This window comes from Labilibaculum sp. K2S, assembly GCF_030372765.1.
GTDB lineage: Bacteria > Bacteroidota > Bacteroidia > Bacteroidales > Marinifilaceae > Labilibaculum.
Genome location: NZ_JAUCMW010000001.1, coordinates 182297 through 207711 on the forward strand (window position 1 = coordinate 182297; position 25415 = coordinate 207711).

Annotated in this window: 23 protein-coding genes; 10 read left to right on the forward strand and 13 right to left on the reverse strand. The window is 35.2% G+C overall.

The genetic code is table 11. The features are described 5' to 3' along the window. Positions 1-77 precede the first annotated feature (77 nt). Entirely contained in the window at positions 78-653 is a 576-nt protein-coding gene (locus tag QUH73_RS00795) for an RNA polymerase sigma-70 factor (protein WP_289528545.1), read from the reverse strand. A 147-nt stretch (positions 654-800) separates the two neighbouring features. After that, a complete protein-coding gene (locus tag QUH73_RS00800) occupies positions 801-3161 on the reverse strand; it encodes a TonB-dependent receptor (protein ID WP_289528546.1) in 2361 nt (786 codons plus the stop codon). Between the two features lie 398 nt (positions 3162-3559). Between QUH73_RS00800 and QUH73_RS00805 the strand changes: the two genes are divergently transcribed. The 5 genes from QUH73_RS00805 (at position 3560) to QUH73_RS00825 (ending at position 6596) form a co-directional block, all read left to right on the forward strand. Then, positions 3560-4138, forward strand: a complete 579-nt coding sequence (locus QUH73_RS00805) for a type 1 glutamine amidotransferase family protein (protein WP_289528547.1) — start codon at positions 3560-3562, stop codon at positions 4136-4138. A gap of 220 nt (positions 4139-4358) precedes the next feature. After that, positions 4359-4562, forward strand: a complete 204-nt coding sequence (locus QUH73_RS00810; protein ID WP_289528548.1) for a hypothetical protein — start codon at positions 4359-4361, stop codon at positions 4560-4562. 205 nt (positions 4563-4767) lie between these two features. After that, positions 4768-5283: a hypothetical protein gene (locus QUH73_RS00815; RefSeq protein WP_289528549.1), complete on the forward strand. Its 516-nt coding sequence runs from the start codon at positions 4768-4770 to the stop codon at positions 5281-5283. Positions 5284-5422: 139 nt separating this feature from the next. Beyond that, a complete protein-coding gene (locus tag QUH73_RS00820; RefSeq protein WP_289528550.1) occupies positions 5423-5938 on the forward strand; it encodes an RNA polymerase sigma factor in 516 nt (171 codons plus the stop codon). Beyond that, positions 5931-6596, forward strand: coding sequence for a hypothetical protein (locus tag QUH73_RS00825; RefSeq protein ID WP_289528551.1), 666 nt, complete (start codon positions 5931-5933; stop codon positions 6594-6596). The genes QUH73_RS00820 and QUH73_RS00825 overlap by 8 nt, the downstream gene beginning before the upstream one ends. 64 nt (positions 6597-6660) lie before the next feature. Here the strand turns inward: QUH73_RS00825 and QUH73_RS00830 are convergent, their stop codons facing one another. From QUH73_RS00830 to QUH73_RS00875, 10 genes are all read right to left on the reverse strand, one after another. After that, entirely contained in the window at positions 6661-6975 is a 315-nt protein-coding gene (locus tag QUH73_RS00830) for a hypothetical protein (RefSeq protein ID WP_289528552.1), read from the reverse strand. A gap of 134 nt (positions 6976-7109) precedes the next feature. Further along, positions 7110-8600 carry a dihydrolipoyl dehydrogenase family protein gene (locus tag QUH73_RS00835; RefSeq protein ID WP_289528553.1) on the reverse strand — a complete coding sequence of 497 codons (1491 nt, stop codon included), beginning with the start codon at positions 8598-8600 and terminating at the stop codon, positions 7110-7112. Between the two features lie 396 nt (positions 8601-8996). Further along, positions 8997-9656 carry a hypothetical protein gene (locus QUH73_RS00840; RefSeq protein WP_289528554.1) on the reverse strand — a complete coding sequence of 220 codons (660 nt, stop codon included), beginning with the start codon at positions 9654-9656 and terminating at the stop codon, positions 8997-8999. A gap of 134 nt (positions 9657-9790) precedes the next feature. Then, the gene (pyrI, locus tag QUH73_RS00845; protein ID WP_289528555.1) at positions 9791-10249 is read right to left on the reverse strand and encodes an aspartate carbamoyltransferase regulatory subunit; all 459 of its coding nucleotides are present in this window, start codon (positions 10247-10249) and stop codon (positions 9791-9793) included. Between the two features lie 32 nt (positions 10250-10281). Further along, the gene (pyrB, locus tag QUH73_RS00850; protein ID WP_289528556.1) at positions 10282-11187 is read right to left on the reverse strand and encodes an aspartate carbamoyltransferase; all 906 of its coding nucleotides are present in this window, start codon (positions 11185-11187) and stop codon (positions 10282-10284) included. 386 nt (positions 11188-11573) lie between these two features. Further along, the gene (locus QUH73_RS00855) at positions 11574-12185 is read right to left on the reverse strand and encodes an IMPACT family protein (RefSeq protein WP_289528557.1); all 612 of its coding nucleotides are present in this window, start codon (positions 12183-12185) and stop codon (positions 11574-11576) included. A gap of 24 nt (positions 12186-12209) precedes the next feature. Further along, positions 12210-13070 (reverse strand): EamA family transporter, encoded by an 861-nt coding sequence (locus QUH73_RS00860; RefSeq protein ID WP_289528558.1) that lies wholly within the window; start codon positions 13068-13070, stop codon positions 12210-12212. A 108-nt stretch (positions 13071-13178) separates the two neighbouring features. After that, positions 13179-14609, reverse strand: coding sequence for a chromosomal replication initiator protein DnaA (gene dnaA / locus QUH73_RS00865; RefSeq protein WP_289528559.1), 1431 nt, complete (start codon positions 14607-14609; stop codon positions 13179-13181). Positions 14610-14998: 389 nt separating this feature from the next. Then, the gene (locus QUH73_RS00870) at positions 14999-16228 is read right to left on the reverse strand and encodes an MlaD family protein (RefSeq protein WP_289528560.1); all 1230 of its coding nucleotides are present in this window, start codon (positions 16226-16228) and stop codon (positions 14999-15001) included. Positions 16229-16285: 57 nt separating this feature from the next. After that, a complete protein-coding gene (locus tag QUH73_RS00875; protein ID WP_289528562.1) occupies positions 16286-17464 on the reverse strand; it encodes an N-acetylmuramoyl-L-alanine amidase family protein in 1179 nt (392 codons plus the stop codon). Positions 17465-17628: 164 nt separating this feature from the next. Here QUH73_RS00875 and QUH73_RS00880 point away from each other — a divergent pair, with 164 nt between their 5' ends. Then, complete coding sequence (locus QUH73_RS00880) at positions 17629-20250, forward strand: putative LPS assembly protein LptD (protein WP_289528563.1); 2622 nt, start codon at positions 17629-17631, stop codon at positions 20248-20250. A gap of 57 nt (positions 20251-20307) precedes the next feature. Here the strand turns inward: QUH73_RS00880 and QUH73_RS00885 are convergent, their stop codons facing one another. After that, positions 20308-20874, reverse strand: coding sequence for an anthranilate synthase component II (locus QUH73_RS00885; protein ID WP_289528564.1), 567 nt, complete (start codon positions 20872-20874; stop codon positions 20308-20310). Between the two features lie 71 nt (positions 20875-20945). On the opposite strand from QUH73_RS00885, the gene QUH73_RS00890 reads away from it, so the two are divergent. The 4 genes from QUH73_RS00890 (at position 20946) to QUH73_RS00905 (ending at position 25400) form a co-directional block, all read left to right on the forward strand. After that, entirely contained in the window at positions 20946-21323 is a 378-nt protein-coding gene (locus QUH73_RS00890; RefSeq protein ID WP_289528565.1) for a RidA family protein, read from the forward strand. A 789-nt stretch (positions 21324-22112) separates the two neighbouring features. Then, the gene (locus QUH73_RS00895) at positions 22113-23828 is read left to right on the forward strand and encodes a [Fe-Fe] hydrogenase large subunit C-terminal domain-containing protein (protein ID WP_289528566.1); all 1716 of its coding nucleotides are present in this window, start codon (positions 22113-22115) and stop codon (positions 23826-23828) included. 9 nt (positions 23829-23837) lie between these two features. Then, on the forward strand, positions 23838-25022 hold the full coding sequence (locus tag QUH73_RS00900; protein WP_289528567.1) for a SpoIIE family protein phosphatase: 1185 nt from the start codon (positions 23838-23840) through the stop codon (positions 25020-25022). A gap of 126 nt (positions 25023-25148) precedes the next feature. Then, on the forward strand, positions 25149-25400 hold the full coding sequence (locus tag QUH73_RS00905) for an NAD(P)H-dependent oxidoreductase subunit E (protein ID WP_101307900.1): 252 nt from the start codon (positions 25149-25151) through the stop codon (positions 25398-25400). Positions 25401-25415 lie beyond the last annotated feature (15 nt).

Consider the following 25415-nt stretch of genomic DNA (forward strand, 5'->3'; position numbering starts at 1 on the left):
ATTTATCTCAATCGGGTATTGCTTTTGTTTGGTGTATTGTTTCTTTACAAGTATGACAATTGTAATCGTGTTTAACCCTATTCTCCGTTAAAAAAATGATAGAAGAACAGTGCAAGCAGAGGGAGATAGTCTGCTAATTCCTTTCGTAAAAATTGCAAGGCTTTTCCCATTTGATTTTCTACTGTTTTGACAGATATCCCCAATTTATCCGCTATCTCTTTGTATTTGAGCTGCTCGTATCTGCTTAGAATAAATATTTTCCTGCGTTGTTCGGGCAACAGATCAATACTGCTTCTGATTTTAAGTTCCAATTCGGAAGCATTCATAGGATCATTTTCCAGACGTTCGGAATATTCGATTTCCTGTTGGTTGTGTTCCTTGTATTTTTCCCGGATATTGATGTGTTTAATCAGATTTAGACTGGTATTTCGAACGGCACGGTATAAATAGGATTCTATTGAATTTTCAATGTGAATATCGTGTCGGTGAATCCAGAGTTTGAAAAAAACTTCCTGAACAACTTCTTCCGATCCTTCCTGTTCCTTCAGAAAATTATAGGCATAAGCACACAAACGACTGTAGTGGGCGTTAAACAAGGCTTCGAAATCTGTTCTGTTAATGCATTCCGATCGTATTGTTTCTTCTGTAGTCAATGTTAAGCTAGTTAAGAGCAACAAAGGTAAATATTTTTTTATGATGTAAATTAATTAAAGGTCTGATATATAAATAGAATGCCACGCAAGGAACGTTTTTTCGATTCTTGCGTGGTGTTTATTTGTTTTAGTCTGTTTTATTTAGCCTTAGAAGTAAAGTATATACTGCAAACTAGGCAATAAAGACAGTTGTTCACCATCTTCTATTTTATGGGTTGCACTATTGTATCTTTCCAATATTTTAGCCTGATTATTACTTGCATTTTTAATATCAATTTTGAATTCATGCTGGGTTTTTTTATGGTTTAGTTTGTATGAGAACGAAACATCCAGAATAAAAAGATCATCTCCTTGTTTGCTGAATTCACTATTGGCAAGATATACCGTTTCTCCGGCCTCCTGACTTTTCATCAAATCTACAGGTGTATAATATTGTCCTCCTCTGAATGTTATTTTTCCATTCAAACCAATTCTGTTCTGATCATTTTGTCCAACTTTATACTCTTTTCCAATAAGAAGATTGGCCGCATAATTTCCATTGTATCTTGAATTGCGTTCAATACCATCTAAGGCAGTGAATTTTGATTCGTATAAAGATCCGGTAAGCAAATAGTAAAAATTGTTATGGAAGAATCGCTCCAGACTTAACTCCAAACCGTAGTTTTTACCAGTACCTTTGTTCACAAAATCAAAATCTGCCAAACCCTCTTTTATATCCTGAAGTACTATTTTACTGTTTGGGTCGTTTTCAACGGCTACGTCATATAAATCCTGATAATAGGCCTCTGCTTTTAAATGCAGGTTACGGTTCAACTGATTGTTATAGCCAAGTACATAGTGTATGGCTTTGCTCATTTTTAAATTTTCGTTTGGCGTGTAGGTATTGTTTTCCTCATCATGCAATTGGATGAAATAGGTAGACAGACTCTCTGTTTTGCTATGCATACCAAAGCCAAAGGAAAATGATTGGTTGGATAAAAACTGATACTTCAATCCAACCCTTGGTTCAATGGTGTAATCATTATTCAATTTAAAATAACTTGCATGTACTCCGCTGACTACAGTGAAGTCTGATGTAATTCTGTATTTCCAGTTTACAAAGGATTGGAATAAATGAGACTTGCTTTCAGAATTTACATCTGTTGTAAATGCTCCGGTATTTTTAAAATCGTTAACACTCTTGATGTCAAAACCCAAACGGGTGTATTCAATTCCGGCCTTTACACTGTTTTTAGCATTTAGTTTTGTGTTGAATGTGCTGACATATTTAAAGTAATTGTGTTGATATTTTTCATTTAAGGCAACAAACAGAGTATTGTCATCACCTAAGATTCTTGATTCATTTTGAGTATTGGTTGCTGAGTAGGCTAAAGTGTTTTTCAAATACGATTTTTTGCCAATGGGTAAAAGGTTTGATATTCCAATTACAGTAAGATCTGAATTAACATTGTATTCCCCAAGAGTAATAGTTTCTTCATCATTCTCTTCCTTAGCCAGAATGTTGCTTTTTCCCAAAAGACCAAATAGAGTGAATTTACCTGCCTTTTGAGTGGGGAGTACAATTTTAAACGATCCATCCTGATACTTGGGAACACCATCGAAATCTACCAATCCGATATTATCCAGCAGTTCAAGTGAAGAATAGCGGTAGTTGGCTAAATAGGAACCGGAGTAATTTTTTTTCAAAGGCCCCTCAACAGTAAAATCGATGCCATAGGTGCTAAATCCAAAGGACTGTTCGTGTTTTGCATTATTTCCCGAACGTAAATTAATATCAAATATTCCCGAATAGGCATTCCCGTATTCGGCAGTGAAGGCTCCCGTAAAAAAATCAGAATTACTTAGCATGCTGCTATTTAATGCATTAATTGCACCACCAGTAGATTCTTCGTCGGCAAAATGATTTGGATTTGGTATTTCTATTCCTTCCATTCGCCATTGAATTCCCTTGGGAGAATTCCCTCTTACAATAATTTCATTTGAGCCTTCGGCGTCGCCCGAAACACCGGCATAGCCCGATACCATGCGGGCAGGGTCGTTCAAAGATCCCGAATACCTGCTGGTTTCTTCAACGGTGAAAGCCTGGCCACTTACAGTAGCCATTTTATTCAAAGTTTCGTGTCTGACAGTTTTCGGATGAACCGTTACCTCTTCGATATGTGTAAGCGATTCGATTAACTCAATTTTCAGAACAACTTCTTTGGCCGAACCTATTTCAATATTTGCTATGGTTTTTGCCTCGTAGCCTAAACAGCTAATGTGTAAGGAAATTCGACCAATGGAGACCTGCTTTAAAATAAAATTGCCATCCATGTCACTCGCCGTTCCCTTAAATGGATCGGAATTTAGAATCACAATATTAGCTCCAATAAGTCCTTGTTTGGTTTCATGATCAATGATGGTTCCCCGAATGGTTTGGGAGTACAGTTTACTATTTGATTGTGCTTTGGATTCATGATTCCATGCAAGCACTAACAGTAATATTAATAGGTAATTTCTTACTTTCATGATTCTTATTTCGCATTATTATTCTTAAAATCATCAGGAAGACAATTGAAGAATGAAATACCCCTACTGTGAAACGGAAAAAATGATTTTAATGCGAAAAGTTTTTTTATATCCTTTTCAAGTGATTTTAATGACACCTTCCTTTTTCTATTGGTAGTTGTAGTTCAATAGAATAAGATAAAGTAGTCTTTTTTATGTTGCATTAAAAGTAGGTTTAAATTTTTCGATACGAATATTTTGTTAGCTAGTTTCTGTTTTGTAGATTCGGAAGTTGAAAAGATAATAGGTGTTGAAATTAAACCACATGAGAGTTGTTAAAAGACCTTCTCAGGAATTAGATACGATTGCCGTTGCTTGTCAGCTTAAGAAAATTCTGCGTAAACTTAAAAATGATTAAAATGATTAAAAAAATATATGTATTCCTATTTGATGGGTTTTCTGATTGGGAAATTTCATATTTCACCCCGGAAATAAATAAGAGCGAACAATTTAAATTGGTTTATTTCTCAAAGGATGGAAAACCAGTAAAATCAATGGGTGGTTTACAAATTAAACCAACAACTTCGCTTAATGAAATAAATTGTAAGGATGTTGATATGCTAATTCTTCCAGGTGGTTCGGCTTGGGAGAAAGGAGAAAATATAGAGATTGAGAAATTAACAAAGAACTTATTTGAAAATGGAAAATCAATTGCTGCAATTTGTGCTGCGACTACCTATCTTGGACAATTGGGAATACTAAATGATTTAAAGCACACCAGTAATGATTTGAATTATTTAAAAGGAATTGCTCCAAATTATTGTGGAGAAGAAAATTATCAAAATTCATTTGCAGTAACAGATAAAAACGTAATAACAGCAAACGGGATTGCTTCAATTGAGTTTTCCAGAGAGATTTTTAAAACAATTGAATTATACGATGATAAAAATATCGAAAAATGGTTTCAACTTTTTAAAAATGGAATTTGGAGCGAATAAAAGCCGAACATACAAAAAAATGTAACGGGATTTTTGAGCTTTTCGAAACTTTGTGTTTTTAATGAGCGATGATCAAATATTCTTAAACGCAAAAAATAAATCAACAGGAAAAAATCTCAATGTACTACAGAACTGGTTGGTTAGTAAACAATAAAAACGCAGACATAACCAATTTATTTATCAAATACACTAACTACAATCTAAATTCAAAAAAAGAATCATGAATTTAAAATTTTATCAGCAGAAAGGATTTACAGCTACACTTTGTGCTGCTATTATTCTCATTGCAATACCTATTGTGACCGATGTATACAAAGAGTCTTTCGTATCAGAAACCGGGCATTTTAAAATAATGGGTGGTTTAAGCATTATCTTGGCTTGCTTGCTAAATGGAAACTTCTCCATATTGTCTCAGGAATTTTGATTGGATTTATCTTGTTTGCCACAGTATTCATGGCTTTTGCAATGGGACTGAATTATGCTATGGCCTATACTGCACTGATCATCGCGCTGATTGTGCTATTGGTTTTGTTGAATTCTAAACCAGTTAAAACGTATATGGATGCCAGATAAAGATTCTACTCACTAAAATTTATCATGCTGTAAACAACGCAACAAACAAAACGAACATGAACAAAACAGAACAAAATTTTCAGCAGTACCAACGCCGGAGTACAATTATTCATGTTGCTTTACTCATAGGGCAGGTGTTTTTCGCATCTTTTGCCGTTTTTATCAATCAAACACAAGGACCACTTACTGGAGATGATGATGTCATTCGAATGACTTTCATGATTTTGGTACCGATATTTTTCCTTGTTACTTTTAGTATAGGCAAATTAGTTTCAAACAAAAAATTAAAGCTGGCAAAAGAGGAGACTGAATTAAAAACTAAAATGGAATCCTATAGGGTCGTCAACATCATTAAATATGCTTTGCTTGAAGGAACAGTGTTTTTTGCAATTATTACCTATTTGCTTACCGGAGAATTGCTTTTGTTGGGCTTTGCCGTTATGATTATGCTGCTGTTTGCAACTTATTACCCAACTAAAGAGAAATTGGTTCGGGAATTGGAATTGAATCGCGCAGAGCAAGCCATATTAGATGATCCTGCTGCAATTGTTGCTGAGGTAGTTCAGCGTTAAAACCTCAAGCAAATCCTTGAAATGGAATAGGTTTTCTCAGTTGGGTAATAATTACAGTAAATTTTTTTTAAAAAGATATTCGAAAAATGTAACTAATAGTTATGCTTGCCAACTAACTATATGTACACAAACTATAAATATGGTGAATAAGGAAAATAAGTTTAATGATATTGTCACGGATAATGGCAAAAGAATTAGGCGGATTTGCAGCTATTACAGTCCCAATCACGAGGATAGGAAAGATATGTATCAGGATATTTTGGTTAATATCTGGAAAAGCCTTGATTCTTTTAGGGGTGACGCTTCAATCAACACTTGGATCTATCGGATTGCAGTAAATACTTCTTTGGGTTTTACCGGAAAAGCATTCAAACAAATGCAGATGATTGTAGATGTCGATACTGAAAATCTTTCTCTTCTGTTTGATGAAGGCACAAAGGAAAAGCTCGAGCAGGAAGCTCAGTTGAATCAACTGCAAATTGAGCTAAATCAAATGTCGGTAATCGATAAATCACTGATGTCGCTCATGCTCGAAGGTCTTTCGATGCGGGAAATTGCTGATGTTATTGGCATTACCGAGCCCAATGTAAAAGTGAAGATTCATAGAATTAAAGAGCAGTTAAAATCTAAATTATCAGGAGGCAAGCATGAATAACAGTAAGATTTCACAGGATACAAACGGTATGGGATCGTTTATCGATAAATTAAAAAGGGAAGATAATAATCTTCAGAAAATCTTTAAGATTTTAAAAATAACATACATCGTTCTTTTGATTATTTACATTCCAATCTTCTATTTTGAAATAGAAAAGGGAGGACTTTTTCAAGTTGTTAAGGTCGTATTTATTGCCTTGGGTTTCTCTACATTTTTGTTTGTTTTTGCCTATGCGCAAAAGAAGATAAAAAAAATATCGTACGCCGAACCAACTTTGATCTTATTAAAGAAAACAGAAAAAAGATATAGACCATTCCATCTCTTGGATTTAGCTAGTATTCCCCCAATTCTTTTCTTAGCCATAGGTTTAGGTCTTAGCGAAAAAACATTTTTAGCAACTAAGGAGTTCTTTAGTTCAGATCTAAATTTGAGTACTTATTTGGTAGAAGCGAGGCAGTTTCTGTTTAGTGGAGAGCATTGGTTTAAAATGCTTGCTAAAACTGTAAATGAATTTCCAATGATAATTGTATTTATGGTAACAGGAATGTTAATATTTATTTTTGTAATATCGTTTGTAGCTGGGTATCTCCTTTGGGTATCAAAATATAAGCCTATTCGTGATAATGCTCTCGAGCTTATAAAAGAAATAGAAAACTAACAGCATATCGAATAGCACCAAACCATCTTGTATGTTCTTGTAAGATGGTTTTTCTGTTTTTTTATTATTGCCGGATTAGTGTCATTTTTCCAAAAACATTCGAAACCACCAATAGCGGACCATTTTCCGATTCAAGTGTAAATTCACTGGTAAACAAATTGCTCTGATACCGTAGCAGATTGCAATTTTTCAGGTACTCAGCGTTATGATATAATGTTACAAATTGATGAGAATCTTTACGTCCTGTTTTTTCTCCGGAAATATATTTCATCGTTATTGAATGATTTGAATCCGACCAAAAAAAAGAACATACATCATTTGTTTCTGCATTTCGCCAATCACCATTCATTATAATGTTCATCATTTCCGTTGAGTTCATCGCTGTTTGTTTTAAGATTTGGGCTTACTAAAAGTTACGAAATCTTCAGGGATTTATATCAAAACATTTTTAGCACGATGAGGAAAGTAGAAACTCAAAAAAAAGACGTGATTCGAAAATCGCGTCTTTTTTGCTTAAACTTCTTCCGGTTTCCAACTTTCCAATTTAATTAAATCGGGAAAAGCTTTGGGTTTATAAATTGATTTTCCTTCAAAAACCCGCAAACATTCCTGAATTCCCTCACTAATACTTGGGTGAGGATGAACGTTTTGCCGAATGTCTTTCAGAGTTCTTTTTTGTGTGATTTGGTAGGCAATAGAAGTAATTAGGGTAGAAGCCTGTGGCCCTGCAGCACGCATACCCAATATTCGATCCTTACCATCATCGCTTACAATAATTTTCACAAATCCATCGGTAGCACGCATGGCAACAGCACGGTTTACCAATGAGTTTGAATAGGTTGCAACTTTGTATGGAATGCCACTTTTCCGGCAGGCTTTCTCGTTCAAACCAACAGCCGCCACTTCGGGTTTAAAGAACATTAATGTCGACATATTTGAGTAGTCCAACGGATATTCTGAATTGCCATACAAAGCCTCAACAATATATCTGCCCTGCAGTTCGGCAACTGAATACAATTGTGCATGCCCCGATACATCACCTGCAGCAAAAATATTACACGATTGAAAATTATCTGTAGCACAAACTTCATTAATATCAAGAAATCCACGATTTGTAGTGTTGATTCCAACATTTTCTAAACCAATATTATCCAGGTTCGGTATTCTTCCAATAGCCACAATAGCCACATCTACCTCTATAACAGTCGAATGACCATCCTGATAATCCAGTACAACTTCTAAAAAATCCGGGCGTTTTCGAATTGTTCTTAAGTTTGCTGTGTGATGTATAATTACACCGTTGCTTTCTAAATTTTTCCCAACAAAACTACTCAAATCATCATCCTCGTAAGGAATTACCTTATGCTGACGATCCAATAAGTGTACTTCTGTTTGGTTGTAATTGGAAAAAATAGTGGCGTATTCACAACCAATAATTCCCGAGCCAATAATAATCATTCGTTCCGGAAATTCTTTCAAATCAATTATGCCTTCCGAATCAATAATTCTCTCATTATCAATCTCAACGTCAGGCATTGGTCTTGGACGTGAACCTGTTGCAATAATGAAATTATCGCCTTTAATCTGCTCTATTTTGTCATTGGAAATTACCTCAACAGTATGCGAATCGATAAATTTTCCCCAGCCGTATTTTAAAGTAATATTTCCACAAGTCTCCGAAGGTTTCGAATAAGTCTCAATTTGCGACAGCATCTGCAATTGCTTTTGTTTTGCTGCCTGTATAATGGTTTGTTGAACCTTTTTGTAATCTACATGTAAACCCGATGCACGATAACCTCTCATTACCGATGACGCAATTGAAAAATCCCGGGATAATTCCCACATCGCCTTCGAAGTTAAAGCACCATTCATAATACCGGCCCCTCCTAAATGACTCGCCTCGATGATACAAACCGATTTTTTAAAATCGATGGCACGCATTGCTGCCGAGAAACCTGCCGGGCCACTTCCCAAGACAACAAGGTCGTATTTTTCTATATCCATAAAAACTTTTGTTTATTGTTTCAATTGGCTGTATTGCATGCACATTATGCTTAAATAAAATGTACTCGAAACAGGAAGAATTGCAGCCATTTTTGTGCTTCCTGCGAAATTAAGTAGAAAGATATAAATAAAAGAGCAAACCCATAAGCTTTTAGATGTTTTGCGGATAAAAAAGTCTTTTTCTTATGTTTGGGTGTGTCCCTTCGGGCCGGGCTATTCGCTAAATCTTTTTTTCGTTCCTCCCAAAAGGATACCGCTGCTATCCCTCACACAATTCTGTTTGTTTAAAGTCGTATGTAACAAGCGTCAGGAATTCAAGTGGAAAGGAATAAGAAAAAAGTTTCAAGTAAAAAGTATTCCAATAACATGCAACAATCCTTTAATTTTAAGGAGCTGTTAGTAATTCAATTCTCCATTTTTCAACTTCTGATAAGTATGTTTATACAAAATTTTGTGCAGTAAAAGTCCTTCCTGTAAGTTCTCGTCACTCATCTCGTTTTCGTACTCAATAAAATTGGCTGTTTCAAGTAAGTATACATCATCTCTAAGGTTTTGGTATTCTTGTTCAATTAAATGTATGTCAGCAAATATAAGATAGGGCAGGCGACTTAATACTGCTTTTCTCTGGTCGTTATATTCATCCAAATCCTTGGCTTTGCTATCCGCAAAATAGAATTCCTGTAAACTATCAACAAACGAATCATCACAACTTTTCATCAGAATAACACGATCTTTTCTTAATCGGAAAAGTTCCGCCGGATCTTCTTCAGGAGCTAAATTTTCTTCTTTTTCAATTCCTCTGGTAATAAACAGATAGGAGAGATGGGCCAGCCCGATGTTTTGTTCTTCATCATCAATCAAATCAAAATGGAGCATCATGATAATTGCCTTTCCCAATTGGGAAATGGCAGTATCATCCCAAAGCAGGAAAGGATCTTTTTTAAGAATCGAATAAATGGCATTCAGGTCTTTATTACAAGCTCTTACTTTACCGTTTTGCCCTTTCTCAATGGCTTGTAATATTAGCTTTTGAAGCTGTTCTGTTGAAGATATCATGTTCCGGGATATTTATTTTTTTAGAGGCGATAAAGGTAACAATTATCCTTTTATCTATGGGGAATGAATATTTATTCTACAAAAAAAGAAGTCCAAACGGACTTCTTTTTAGTTGAGAAATAAAAAAATGCCGATTATACAATTTCGATGTTTTTGTGATCGGTAATTTTCTCACAATAGTGACATTTCAAGGTAATAGGAGAATTATTTATCACCTTAAAGCGAGTGGTTACAGCTTCTACATTTGTAATGCATTTTGGATTCATACATTTAGCAATACCAATAACTTTCTCAGGCGATTCAACAATTTTCTTTTCTGAAACCTTGTAATCACGAATGATATTTAGTTTTGCATGCGGAGCAATTAATGAAATTTTATTGATTTCTTCATCCTCAAAAAATTTGTTGGAAATTTTAATGATGGCTTTCTTTCCCAATAGTTTACTTTCCAAATTGTTTCCAAAAGTCACTGAATTTTTACTTTTGTCCAATCCTAAAATGGTAATTACCTGAAAAAGATATTCAGCAGGAATGTGATCGATAACAGTTCCGTTTTCAATAGCGCTTACTTGCAATTCTTTTTTTGTGTTCATATGATGATGTGCTTTTATTCGTGAGTATGAATTTATAGATTAAGAGCTTTTGCTATGATAGCTTGTCGGGCATAAACACCATTTAAAGCTTGTTCAAAATAGTAGGCTTTTGGATTGGTATCAACATCCACAGCTATTTCATTTACTCTTGGAAGCGGGTGAAGAATTCTCATGTTATCCTTCGTATTGTTAAGCATATCGTTCTTTAGGATGTACACATTTTTTACTTTTTCATATTCCAAAGGATCCGCAAACCGTTCTTTTTGAACACGGGTCATGTACAAAATATCGGCATCGTTAATAATATCATTGAATTCGGTGTGTTCGAAATATTTGATATTGTTTTTTTCCATGAAAATTTTGTACCCACGGGGAATTTCCAATTCGGGAGGAGCAATAAAATGGAAGGTAGGATTGAAGTGAGAAAGTGCCATTAACAAAGAATGAACAGTACGACCGTATTTAAGGTCGCCAACCATAAAAATATTCAGGTTTTCGAGTGTTCCCTGAGTTTTCATGATGGAATAAAGATCGAGCATGGTTTGAGATGGATGCTGATTGGCACCATCGCCGGCATTAATTACCGGAACATCAGATACTTCAGATGCGTAGCGGGCCGAACCTTCAATAGGATGACGCATAACAATCAGGTCGCAATAGTTACTCACCATTTTAGTGGTATCCTTTAAAGTTTCCCCTTTAGTAACACTTGATGACGAAGAATCGGTGAATCCAACAATTCTTCCACCCATGCGACTAATTGCAGTTTCGAAGCTTAAGCGTGTACGGGTTGATGGCTCAAAAAACAATGAAGCAACAACTTTCCCCTCTAATAAGCTGCAGTTAGGATTTTTTTCGAACTCAGCAGCTCTTGCTAATACTTCCAGGATTTCCTCTTTTGTGTAGTCGTCGATCGATACTAAACTTTTGTTATCCATTGATTAAAAATTAAGTGTGTTTATAATATGATTGTTTTTTTTGAACAAAAAAAAACCAACAATTACTAAAATTGATAGTAATGTTGGGTTTTTTGATAAATATTCTTGAAAAGGATTATCCAAATAGCCGAAGCGGGAATTAATCCTTAAATCATGTTTTCTTCGAAATAAATAATGGAAAATGTGTAAGAAGGAGTAAAGGTCTTTACTTCTTTTGGTATTATTTGCGGTTCCAGATTGAATTAGTTGTATCTCCATTCTAGATTACAAATATAGGTATAAATTATTCTGAAAATCAAATCAAAAATCGATTAATTATTAACATTTTTTTTGAACGGAAAAATAAGTGAGGAATGTATTTATATATAATGTTGATATCGAAAGAACTAAATGGTTTTGACAAATTCTGTTTTCACACTATCAATTTTAGAAAACTTTTCGATGATCTTATCAACCTCGCTTTGGCGGATACTTAAGGTGATTTGGCAGGTTAGATTGAAATCTTGCCCCAACTGTTCCGGTTGATCATCTTTAATAATTTTCATTACATCATTCATAACCAGATAATCGAAATTAACATCGTAAATGTCATTTACAGTTTTTTCAATAATTTCTGTATTGGCAATTGCATCGGCAGCAGCTGTTTTGTATGCATGTATTAAACCGCTTACACCTAGTTTAGTTCCTCCAAAGTAACGAATAACTACGATAAGTATGTTGGTAATATCATTCGAGAGTATTTGCCCTAAAATAGGTTTCCCTGCTGTAGATGAAGGTTCGCCATCATCATTCGCCCTGTATTCAGATTTATCAGCGCCAAGCATATATGCATAGCAATGATGGCGGGCATCGTAGTATTCTTTTTTTAGATTGGCTATGTACTCTTTAATTTCCTCTTCGCTGGTTACTGGGTAGGCATATGCAATGAATTTACTTCCCTTTTCTTTGTATAGTCCTTCAGATGCCGGATTGATTGTTTTGTAAGTATCGCTGCTCATTCCTTATTCAAAATACTTGTTAAATTAATTTGTTAGGATAAAAATAGCAATAAATGCCAGCAGTATTCCCAATATATTTACTTTGTTCAGTTTTTCTCTAAAGATGCTCAAGCCAATAAATACGGAACAAGCTACAATGCCAATATTTACTATGCTGAAAACTACCGAACTGTCAAGTCCCGAATTGTTTAATGAGGCAATCAGGAAATAAAGTGAGCCAAAATTTACAAGTCCCAAAATACTTCCACCAACCAAAACTTTTAGCTGAAGCAGGTCGCGGAATTTATCTTTGCGAATAAATAAAGTGATCAATCCTGCAATACTTGCAATTGCAAAAAGTAGAGTTGAAAACTCTTCTGTTCCACCAGAATTTAAGTATTCCTGTTGCACATATTTAACTAATGAATCAACAGTTCCGGCTCCAAAGAATAGGAGTATTGGCAACCAAATATACCGGCGGTTAATCTTATCACCTTGTTCCTTATAGATACTGAGTAATACCGCACTAACTGCAATTATCATCCCGAAAATCTTTTTGGCAGTAATGACTTCCTGATAGTACAGGATGGAAAAAAACAAGGGGAGAACAAAGGACATTTTACTGGCCAAAGTAGTTACTGATATGCCTGCTTTTTGTGTAGATCGGCCAATGATAAAGAATACGATAATAAAAAGAATACCAATTAGTATGGATATGCTGAACCAGTCTTGTTGAATAATGTTGCGGAAATTGAACGTGGCATTAGTCAGGAAATAACCACATAAAGATGCCGTTAGATAGTTGATGATAATAGCGGGAAGAATATCAATTTTGAATTTTTCCAGATATTTAAAGGTGATAAATATTCCTGTGGAAGTAAGAATTGCAAATAATAGATTGAGCATAGACTTAATTTTTGCGCAAAGTAATGAAAAATATCTTACCTAAAATTAGAAAAGCAGATTCAAAATGAATCTGCTTTTAGGGTAGTAATATAATAATTAGTAATAAAATTACATTTTTAGTTTCTTGTCAATTTCGTCAATTTGAGTTTTGAAACCTCTGTCAGTATCAATTAAATTGTTTACTGTTTTGCAGGCATGTAACACTGTAGCATGATCTTTTTTTCCAATTTGCGAGCCAATGGAAGCCAAAGAAGCTTTTGTTAGTGTTTTCGAGAAGTACATTGCTATTTGTCTGGCCTGTACAATTTCTCTTTTTCTTGTTTTTACCTGCAATACATCAATTGGCAACGAAAAATGATCACACACTACTTTTTGAATGTAATCAATAGAAAGCTCCCGCTTGGTATTTTTCACCAACCTGTCGATAATGGTAACGGCTAATTCAAGATTAAGCTCCTTTTTATTTAAGGTAGACTGAGCTAATAATGAAATTAATGCTCCTTCCAGTTCTCTAACATTATTGGTTACATGACTTGCGATGTATTCAATTACTTCATTTTCAAGAACAATACCATCTTTATATGCTTTTTGATGCAAAATCCGAACTCTGGTTTCGTAATCAGGATTCTGAAGGTCTGCCGAAAGTCCCCATTTAAATCTGGAAAGTAAACGATTCTCCATTCCTTTCAACTCAATAGGAGCTTTATCAGAAGTAAGAATTAACTGCTTGCCCGATTGATGAAGATGATTAAATATATGGAAAAATGTATTTTGCGTTTTTTCTTTCCCTGCTAATTCCTGAATATCATCAATAATTAAAACATCAATCATTTGATAAAAATGAAGAAAGTCATTCTTATTATTATTTCTGATTGCTTCAGTAAATTGTGTTTGGAATTTGTTTGCACTTACATACAATACTGTTTTATCCTGATACAATTCTTTTGTTTTAATTCCGATTGCCTGAGCAAGGTGGGTTTTTCCTAAACCGGAATCACCATACAATACCAATGGATTAAAAGCTGTACCTCCAGGATTTTCAGAAACAGCCACACCCGCTGATCTTGCAAGTCTATTACAATCTCCTTCAATAAAGTTTGCAAAAGAATAATCCGGATTTAGTTGCGAGTCAATGTGTAATTTTTTAATTCCAGGAATAACAAAAGGATTTCGAATGGTTAGTTCTTCCTTATCAGAAGGCATACTAACCGGACGATTTTTTGTGCTTGTGCCATTATTCCCGGGAACTACAACAGAAAAAGGTTTAGAATTTGCAATGTGATTATTCTCCATCACAACATTGTATTCCAATTTAGCGCTGTTGCCAATTTCTTTTCTCAGTGTTTTTCTTAGAATATCAATGTATTGCTCCTCCAAATATTCGTAGAAAAAATGACTTGGTACTTGCAATGTCAGGATCTGGTTCTCCAAGTTTAATGGTACGATTGGTTCGAACCATGTTTTGTAACTTATTGGGGGCACGTTGTCCTTTATTACAGCCAAGCAATTATTCCAAACCTGGAGGTGATGATTATTCATTTCTGTGTCAGTGTTTTAAAAATGTAGGATGCACTATATTTTGCTTTTGCAAGATTGTCAAAAAAAAAATGAAAAAAAAATTATTTAGCTATTGACTTTTTAAAAACATTTATTACTATATATAAAACAAGGGATACAGAATCGCAAAAAAAACGAAATTAATTAAAAGTCATATAATCAGCTATTTACCATCTATATTTGTTTAACTTTCTGGTTGTTAGTGATTTCTGAATACGATACTTTAAGGTCTTTATTATACAATCTATAATCAATCTACTATGAACATAACTCATCGTGTGTTAAGCAGATTATTAAGCTGATCTTACAAGGTAGGGATTCAGTGGTTTAAGGTCTTTTGACTTACTATAATTTCGTTTGGTAAATATAAATCAATTCTCAGGGCTTATCTTAATTACAAAGGCATCTGGGAAATCATCACGAATTTTTTTAAGTTGTCGGATAATATCCTTATAGTTTTGAGTTTCCCCAATTGTATATTTATACCTTCCGTTAAAGTAGATTTCTTCAATTTTTCTGTATCCTCTAAATGCCGTGTCATCTAAAGGTATTTGAGAGGCAGAAGACATAATTTGAACCTTATAGTAAATTTGATTTTCTTTGTCTCTTTTCTTTTGAGATTTTTCAGAATTCATATAAACTGTTTTTCCAGTATCAAATAATGAAAAGTGCATATATTTTTTAGGATTGTTCTTTACATCGATCAGTAAATTGGTTAGACTGTTTGATGCAGCTTCCAGATTTGTATATAAGGTATCATTATTAATTAATGAGCCCATTGAACCTTTTCCTGAGTTTATTTTTTCAAGAATTTCGTTGGTTTGTTTAAGGGTTGCTTTTGCATTGTTTATGGTTTGAGCAATATCTGAAGCAGATAAGGAATCACTAATACTTGAAAAATTGGATAGAATAGTAGATACGTTTTTGTTGTTGTCTTTTAAATTTCCTGTTATTGAATCTACATTTGCGAAAATATTTTCAAAATGACTTTTTTGTCCGGTGATTATAGTATCAAGTGTACCGGAAGCATTTTCAAGTTTTTTAAAGGTTTGTTGAATACTGCCAAAGCTTCTGGTCAAATTATCACGTGTGTCCTCATTGAATATATATTGTATTACTGTAAGTACCGAATCAACACCAGACATTAATTTTTCGGCCTTTTTCTTTAGTGGCAACATCTGCATGCTAACCTGTTCTTTTAAATCACCTTCAACACTACCTTTAATTGTATCACCCGATTGAAGAAGAGTTTTCCCTTTGCCTGGAATAATTTTAATCTCCTTTGTTCCCATGATGTCTGCACTCTCAATTCGGGCAACAGAATTAGCAGGAAGCTTAAATTGATCAGAGATGGCAAATTCAACCAGAAGATGATCTGCCGATGCACCACTAAATTTGATGGATTTAATTTGTCCGACTTTATAGCCTTTTAATGTAACTGAGCTTGATTTTTTTAATCCATCAACCCTTTCGTATCTCGCATAAAAAATTTGTTCGCTGGAGAACAAATTAAATCCTTTCAGAAAGTTAACACCCCAAATTAAAATTACAATTGCTCCAATAACTACAAGTCCTATTTTTGCGTCTTTTGAAAATTTCATAATTCGGTATTTTAATTTCAGATTGAGTGATTGTGGATAATTTAATGGTAAAACTACTTATGTTTTTTGAAGTTTTTTCGCTTTTGACAGGGAAATACGTTCTCCATTGTAAAATACAACCACAAAACAGTCATTAATTACTTTTCTAATTTCCTTTTGAAGAATAACAATCTCTTTGTATTTGTCAGTAGATCCAACGGTATATTTATAAACTCCATCGCTCATACGCTCTTTAATATTCTCAAGCTGATTGAAGGCCGCAGAATTTAATGGTATTTGTTTCGTAGAAGATTTTATCTGAATGCAATATTCGAGTTGTGAATTTGTTTCCGGTTCATTAATTACGGGCGTTGTAATAGTTGTATCGATACAAACTAATTCTTCTTTCCTTTCCAAAACAACACTGGATTCTTCAACTTTAGTTTTGTAATCGCGAAAAGCCCTGAAAATTGCACTGGCAAGATAATCCTGATTTTCAGAATGCTTCAGGTAATTAGCTTCGGTAGGATTCGAGACAAAACCAACTTCTACTAATATCGATGGCATACTAACTTGCTTCAGAACCCAGAATCCGGCTTCACGAACACCTCTTGAGTGACGACCCACTCTTGTTTTAAATTGAAATTCGGTGAATTCTGCCAAATTAATACTGTTTTCCCTATTCATACCTTGTAATAGATTAAAGATGATATAGGAGGCAGGATTTTTTGGATCGAATCCTTCATATTTTGTACTGTAATCATCTTCGTAGAGCATAACAGAATTTTCTTTCATCGCAACCGCTAAATTTTCTTTGGTTTTATGCAATCCTAATGTATAGGTTTCTGTGCCGCTAATGGAATGATTATCATTTGCATTTGCATGAATAGATATGAATAAATCTGCTTTGTTTTGGTTCGCAATTTCCGATCTTCTATCCAAAGGAATAAAAACATCAGTTTTTCGCGTATAAATTACATTAACATTAGGGAAGTATTTTTCTATATAAGTTCCTAATTTAAGTGCAATACTTAAAACAACGTCCTTTTCGTTAAGGATTTTGCTTACTGCACCAGGGTCTTTTCCCCCGTGACCAGCATCAATTACTACAGTATTGATCTTGGAATGATTGCTTTGCGATATTCCAACAAGAGGTTGTAGAACAATGGCGCATACCAACAATAAAACGACTGATGATCTTGTAATTAGACCACGATATATATATTCTGGAATAATGTTCATTAGAAAAATCTTCATAAAAGAACTTAAAAAATGTTTTTGAAGTTCGTTTCGATTAGGGAATATAGCACTTTTATTTGTATTTTTGGCGTCCTAAGAAAGCGTGACTGTTAAATTTGGTCAAACGGACTTGGCGCCATTTAATTCGATTATTTTACAAAAATAACAGATAAAAATTGCAATTGAAATTACTACAAAGGGTTTTTATTATTTTCATTGGAATAGTATTTCCATTGAGTAGCTTCGGGTTTATTAGTCCGACTAATGATTATGGTAATTATCAACCGGTTACAGAATGGAATAGTGAGAGTTTTTCACATTTATTGGAATATAAAATATCTGAAAAAGATACTTTGTTAAAAGTTTCGTCGGATACTTTAGTGTCGGATTCTGTTAAAAAGGAGAAAAAAGCTTTTTTTGAAGCGACTATCGAATACAATTCCGATGATACAATTGTTTTTTCCCTTACCGGACAAAAGGTGTTTTTAACTAAGAATGCTTTTGTAAAATATGGTGAGATTGAGTTAAGAGCATACTACATCGAGCTTGACTTGGAAAAGAAAGAAGCTTTTGCTTACGGGATAAAAGATTCAACCGGAACATTTATTGATACTCCTGAGTTTAAAGATGGTGCTGAAGAATTTACATGTAAGGAGCTTAAATACAATTTTGACACAGGCAAGGGGTTGGTGAATGAAATTATTACTGAGCAGGAAGGTGGATTTGTTCATTCTGAAATTACCAAGCGTATCGATGACAAGACTTTTTATCTTAGAAATGGAAAATATACGACCTGTGATCATCCTCATCCGCATTTTTATGTGAAAATGACAAAAGCTAAGATGATTAAGGATGATAAAATTGTTTCAGGGCCTCTTTATCTGGTGTTGGAAGACGTGCCTTTGCCTATCGGTTTGCCTTTTGCTATGTTTCCTTTTAGCTCTTCCTATTCATCAGGAATTATTGTGCCTAGTTATGGAGAGGAGCAGCGAAGAGGATTCAATCTTCGCGGAGGAGGTTATTATTGGGCCATTAATGAATATCTGGATTTGGCAGTGACTGGTGATATTTTCGCCAACGGATCATGGGGTGGATATTTGGAATCGAGTTATAAAAAGAGATATCGGTTCAATGGCCGGGTTGCTACAGAATATCATTCCAATACTTATGGCGATAAGGGGTTGGCCGATTTTTCGGAGTCGAGCGATTTCGCGATTCGTTGGAATCATACTCAAGATGCGAAGGCAAATCCGTATCGAACATTTTCTGCTTCGGTTAACTTTTCTACCAGTAATAATGATAGAAACAACTCAACGTCGATAAGAAAAATTACAAATAATCAAAAGCAGTCAAGTATTTCGTACAGTAAAAAATGGGCAGACAGTCCGTTTAGTTTGAATGCCAGTTTTCGTCACTCGCAAAATAGCAGAGACACTTCAATTTCACTTACCTTGCCAAGTATGTCATTAAATATGACACAAATTTACCCGTTCCGGGCAAAAGGGAAAAGTACAAATTTGAAATGGTATGATAAGGTGGGAGTGAGCTATTCTTCCAAATTGGAAAATAGAATCAATACGAAGGAAAAAGATTTGATGAGTTCTTCATTGGTAAAAGATTGGCAAAATGGTTATCAACACAGTATTCCAATTAGTACGAACTTTAAATTAACGAAAGATCTTACGCTTTCGCCAACATTAAATTATCAAGGTGTTTTGTATTCCAAATCGGTCAGGAAAAGCTGGGATGCCAGCTTGAAGGATGGAGAAGGTGGTGTTCGAACGGATACGATTCAGGGTTTTAAATACGCACACAATTATTCAACCAGTGCGTCACTTTCCTTAAGTCCAAAAATTTATGGAATGTATACGTTTAACGAAAACTCAAAATTAGCCGCTATCAGACACGTAATGACTCCAAGTATTAGTGTGAGTTATACACCTGAAATTGGTATTCCCAGAAGCAAATATTACAAAACTTACCGAAACGAAGCTACAGATAAAGATGTTGAATATTCAATATTTGAGGGGAGTGTGTATGGAACTCCTACAGGAGCACAGGAATCTGGTAGCATTAGTTTTGGTTTGGATAATAATGTTGAGGCAAAAATGCGTACGGCAAACGATTCAACCGGAACAGAAGAATTTAAAAAGGTAAAGATTATTGAGAGCTTGAAATTTTCTACCTCATATAATATGTTTGCAGATTCGTTGAACTGGTCGAACATCCAAATGTCAGGAAGAACGAAGCTTTTTAATAAGAAATTGGATTTAAGTGTACGCTCAACCGTTGATCCGTATAAACTTAATGCTAATAATATTAAAATTAATGAGTTCGGGCCACGATTAACCAATGCCTCTATCGATTTGGGCTTTAGTTTGTCGTCAAAAGATCTGACGGGGGATAGTGGAAAGGACAATAAAAATGATAAGTCCGCTGAACCTTGGAGAGATACCCGATATGTTGATTTTGATATTCCCTGGTCGTTCTCTATTGATTACGGATGGACATATTCGAAACCAACAGCAAAAAGTACTGTTGGACAGAGAATGGGTGTGAATGGAAATTTTAGCTTAACACCAAAGTGGAAGGTTAGTTTTTCTTCAGGGTATGATTTTACAGCAAAAGAAGTAACTTCTTCTCAATTTACGATTACCCGTGACCTGCACTGTTGGCAAATGTCTTTCAATACCATACCATTTGGGGCGTATCAATCCTATAACTTCAGAATTAATGTGGAATCTTCAATTTTGGCAGATTTAAAATATGAAAAGAAACAGGCTTGGCAGGATGTGAATTTTTAACGCTAAACCATAATGATATTATAAGACCAGTATGTTTTCATGCTGGTTTTTTTATGCCTAAGCGAGAATCCAATTTTTAAGAATCTCTTTGCCATATTGCGTCATAATGGATTCAGGGTGAAACTGAACACCGCATAAATCGAATTTTTTGTGGCGGATGGCCATAATCACATCCTGTTCGTCGCTAGCCGTAATACGAAGGCATTCTGGGAAATTATTTTTTGATAATGCCCAGGAATGATACCTTCCGGAATCGAACTTCGAAGGAATATCCTTAAACAGAAGTTCGTTGTCGTCGGCAATTAGTGTAGCTTTTGGCACACCGTGAACAATTTCCTTCAGATTGATTAATTCAGCACCAAAGTATTCGCCAATATATTGCATGCCCAGACAAACGCCAAGTATTGGTTTTGAATTGGCATATTGATCCAATATTTCACCCATTGCTGTTGCTTCTCGTGGTAGTCCGGGACCGGGAGAAAAAATAAGTTTGTCACATTTTTTTATTTGTTTCCAGTCTATATCATCATTTCGCATAACTATTACCTGTTCGCAAAACTGCTCAACGATATGAACCAGATTGTAGGTAAAAGAGTCGTAATTATCTATGATTACTATTCTCATTCAGGCATTTTTATTTTAACTTTGAAGTCGCAAAATAAGCGATTTTTTTACAAACACTTAGAGTAAACAAAATGAAAAAAACTATTAATTCAGAAAAGGCTCCAAAAGCAATCGGACCATACAGCCAGGCTGTCGAAGCGAACGGAACACTTTACATTTCAGGACAGCTTCCTGTCGATGTTACTACCGGAAAATTTGTTGAAGGCGGCATTAAGGAGCAAACCGAGCAGGTAATGAAGAATATCGGTTATATACTTGAAGAGGCAGGTTATACCTATAAGGATGTTGTTAAATCGACTTGCTTATTGAGTGACATTTCTGGTTTTGCCGAGATGAATGCCGTTTACGGTGAATATTACAAAGAGGAATGTCCGGCCCGTGCGGCTTTTGCGGTGAAAGATCTTCCTTTGGGAGCAATGATTGAAATTGAAACCATTGCCGTGAAATAAATTCATAGAAGAGTAAAATATGTAAAGGCTGCTGATTTTCGAATTGGCAGCCTTTATCTTTTTACTGTGTAATTAAATAAAAGATAAGTTCGGATAAAGGAATTCTCTAATACAGTATAAATTTTCTCACAAACATTTATAAATTTCCTTCATCCAGTTAAAATTTTCTCTCATATATTCATGAATTTCCTTAATACAGTTAAAGATTTCCTCCACATATTCACGAATTTCCTTCATCCAATTAAAGATTTCCTACACCTATTCATGAATTTTCTTCATAAATTTGTGTATTTCTCTCGCTATATAGTGAAATACTCTTATAAATTGACGGATAAAACTACCGAATAGAGGACGGAGTGAACCGATAATAGGAATAAATACTGGAGGAGGATTATAAAATAGTCACAGAATATCATAAGATGGGAGTATGGATGAATAAAGGCTGTATGAAGGTTTTAATAGATTGGTTCGCGTGTTGCTTATTCCAGTATATTTTAACCGAGGGGTATTGTTGATTTGTATGATTACAATCTGATTAAATCCTTGTTTCGCAATGAAATAGAAACACATGCAGACTATTTAAAATACATATTAATAGTGTCGATGTGTTCTAGAATAGTCCTGAATATCCATAATTAAAAACATAAATTATGAGATTTGTATCACTAAAGGTCAAAGGTCAAAGGTCAAAGGTCAAAGGTCAAAGGTCAAAGGTCAAAGGTCAAAGGTCAAAGGTCAAAGGGGCAGAAACTATCGGTTGATCGATACAGATAACACAAGGAGGATAATATGGATGTTTTTAAGCCGGTTTATACGGAGCAAAACGATTGTCAGGATTGTTACAAGTGCATTAGGGAATGTAAACTGAAGGCTATAAAGGTAGTTAATAATTCAGCCCAAATTCTCCACGATGATTGTATTTACTGCGGAACCTGTACCTTAATTTGCCCGGTAAATGCCAAGAAAGTCCGCAACGATGTAAATAAAGTAAAGGGTTTATTGAAGCGCAGCCAAAAAGTAATTGTTTCATTGGCACCATCATTTGTTACCGAATTTCCAAATCTGTCCGACGGGCAAATTGTAGCTGCTTTAAAAACATTGGGATTTACACATGTGTCTGAAACTGCATTGGGAGCTCAGGAGGTCTCAAAAAAAGTGTCGGAATTCATCGAAAATCAGGATAAAGGAATTTATATTTCTTCGGCATGCCCATCGGTTGTTGAGATGATCTGCAAACATTATCCAAAATATAAAAATTACATAACTCCGTTTTTATCACCACTTTTAACCCATTCCAAATACCTTAAAAACCGGTATGGAGGTGATACTCATGTTGTTTTTATTGGTCCTTGTATTGCAAAAAAAGCCGAGAGTGATCAGTTTCCTGAATTGTTGGATGCGGCGCTCACTTTTTCTGATCTGAGGAAATGGTTCGAAGAAGAAAATATCGATCCTTATTTATTTTCGGAGGAAGAAAAGGAAGCGGTTTTTGTTCCGGGAAAAGCTGGGAAAGGCGTTCTTTATCCAATTGATGGAGGGATGATTATGGGGGTGAAGAACAATACCACTGCAACTGATGCTGTTTATATGACTTTCTCTGGAATTACCAACATTCAATCCGTTTTAGTTGATCTGGATAAGTACAAGAAATCGAATGTGATGTTTTTGGAACTTTTGGCCTGCGATGGCGGATGTGTTAATGGACCGGGAACCAGCAAGTCCTATTCAACTGCGATTAAACGCCTGGAGGTGATCAATAAGCTTGGTAAAGAGCAGGCTTATCAGTTGGAAACTGATTTCTCAATTGAAAGAACTTTTGATTCTATTCTCCCAATAGAGCGAAAAGAACATGCTGAAAGCAGTATAAAAGAAGCTTTAACAATGGTGGGGAAATATTCCGATAAGGATGAAATTAATTGTGGCGGTTGTGGTTACAACAGTTGCCGCGAGTTTGCCGGAGCTTTGCTCGAGGATCGTTGCGAACCCAATATGTGTGTATCGTACATGCGAAAAATAGCACACGATAAATCGTCAGCACTTTTGCGTAAAATTCCTTCGGGAGTTGTAATTGTCAACGAGCAATTGAAAATTATAGAGGCAAATCTTAGTTTTTCCAGAATGATGGGAGCCGAGATTGAACAATTGTACGAAGCGGTTCCTGGTTTAGTCGATGCCGATTTGCATAAAATTGCTCCTTTTTACAAGTTGTTTTCTTCGGCACTTTCAACTGGTGTTGATAATTTGGAGAGAGATATTCGTTTTGAAAATAAAATGTTTCACATTACACTTTTCAGTATTCATAAAAACAAAATAGTAGGAGCTATTCTTCGGGACATGTCGCAACCTTTTATTCAACGCGAAGAAGTGATATCGAGAGCAAAATCTGTAAATCAAAAAAATCTGGAAACGGTGCAGAAAATTGCTTACTTACTTGGAGAGAATGCCTCGGAAACAGAGGAAATGCTGAACTCCATCGTCGAATTTTACAGTCTTTCACAGGATTAATAGTCATTTATGTCATCCAATTTTTACATCGAAGTAGAGTGCCGGCAAAAAAATTATGATGGACAATCCATTTGCGGGGATGTATTTATGTCGCGCAAAATTAAAGAAGAGGGGCGAACGATTCTTGTTTTATCAGACGGATTAGGAAGTGGTGTTAAAGCGAATGTGCTGGGTACACTCACGGCATCGATGATTCTGAACTACATGAAGGTGAATAAGGATATTCGTAAAGCGGCCGAAGTAATTATGAAAACTCTTCCGGTTTGCAGCAAACGAAAAGCAAGTTATTCTACTTTTACCATTGTTGAAATTGAGTGTGATGGGGAGACTCGGATTATTCGTTATGATAGTCCTGAATGCCTTATTTTGCGTGGATTGGAAAGTTTTGTCCCCGATTGTGAAGAGTTAAGTCTTCCAGGTGATCCGAATAAAGGGAAAGTACTGTATTCGTATCGGTTTATGGCTCAGAAAGAAGACCGGATTGTATTTTGTTCCGATGGAGTTACCAATTCGGGAATGGGAAGTACTCGATTGCCATTTGGGTGGGGCTTAGATAATTTGGATGTGTACGTAAAAGGATTGATTCGCAGACAACCATTTATATCTGCCCGGCAATTGGGTGCTTTAGTTGTTGACCGGGCCTGTGCTAATTATGGAAACAAACCTAAAGATGACACTTCCTGCGGCGTGCTCTATTTTCGGGAACCCCGAAATTTATTAATATGTACGGGACCTCCCTACGAAAAATCGAAGGATGCACAGTTGGCAAAACAAGTTGTGGAATTTGTGGGTAAGAAAGTGGTTTGTGGCGGTACAACAGCCGGGATTATCTCTCGTGAAATTCAGGCTCCCATCGATGTTGAATTAACAATTACTGATTCGGAATTGCCGCCAATATCGCATATTAATGGTATTGATTTGGTTACCGAAGGGATTTTAACTTTGGGCAAAGTATATCGCTTACTTAAAAATTACAAGCAAAATTCTTCATTGCGGCAGGGGCCGGCGGATCTGCTGGTTCGGGTTTTATTGGAAAGTGATAAGATTTTTATTATTAATGGAACAAAAATAAATGTAGCACATCAGGATCCTAATTTACCAATGGAATTAGAGATACGCAGAACAGTTGTAAAGAATATTGTTGCTCTACTGGAGGAAAAGTTTTTAAAAGAAGTAGATCTTAGTTATATTTAAAATGAAATATAACCCGTATTTAACATGGGGTATTGTTGATTGAATTTCCATTTGGTGGGTAGTCTTGTTGGTGAATTGGAAGAAAGTAACAATCCTCATGAAACAGATCATAAAGACAATAACTAAATGGCCGAAAAAATCGAAATTACCATTTGCTTGGGAAGTTCCTGTTTCTCGAGAGGTAATGGGAAAGCTTTAAAAGCGATTAATACCTTTTTGGAAGAAAATAAATTGAAAGACAAGGTGTTCTTTCATGGTGAATTGTGTACAGGGAATTGTGCCAAAGGACCTATTTTAAAAATTGGAGATGAACTGCACGAGGAAGTAGACCCGGATAGTGTTGTTGAAATATTAAACGGCGTTTTCGGACTCGTTTAAGTCAGTCAGTCTTTC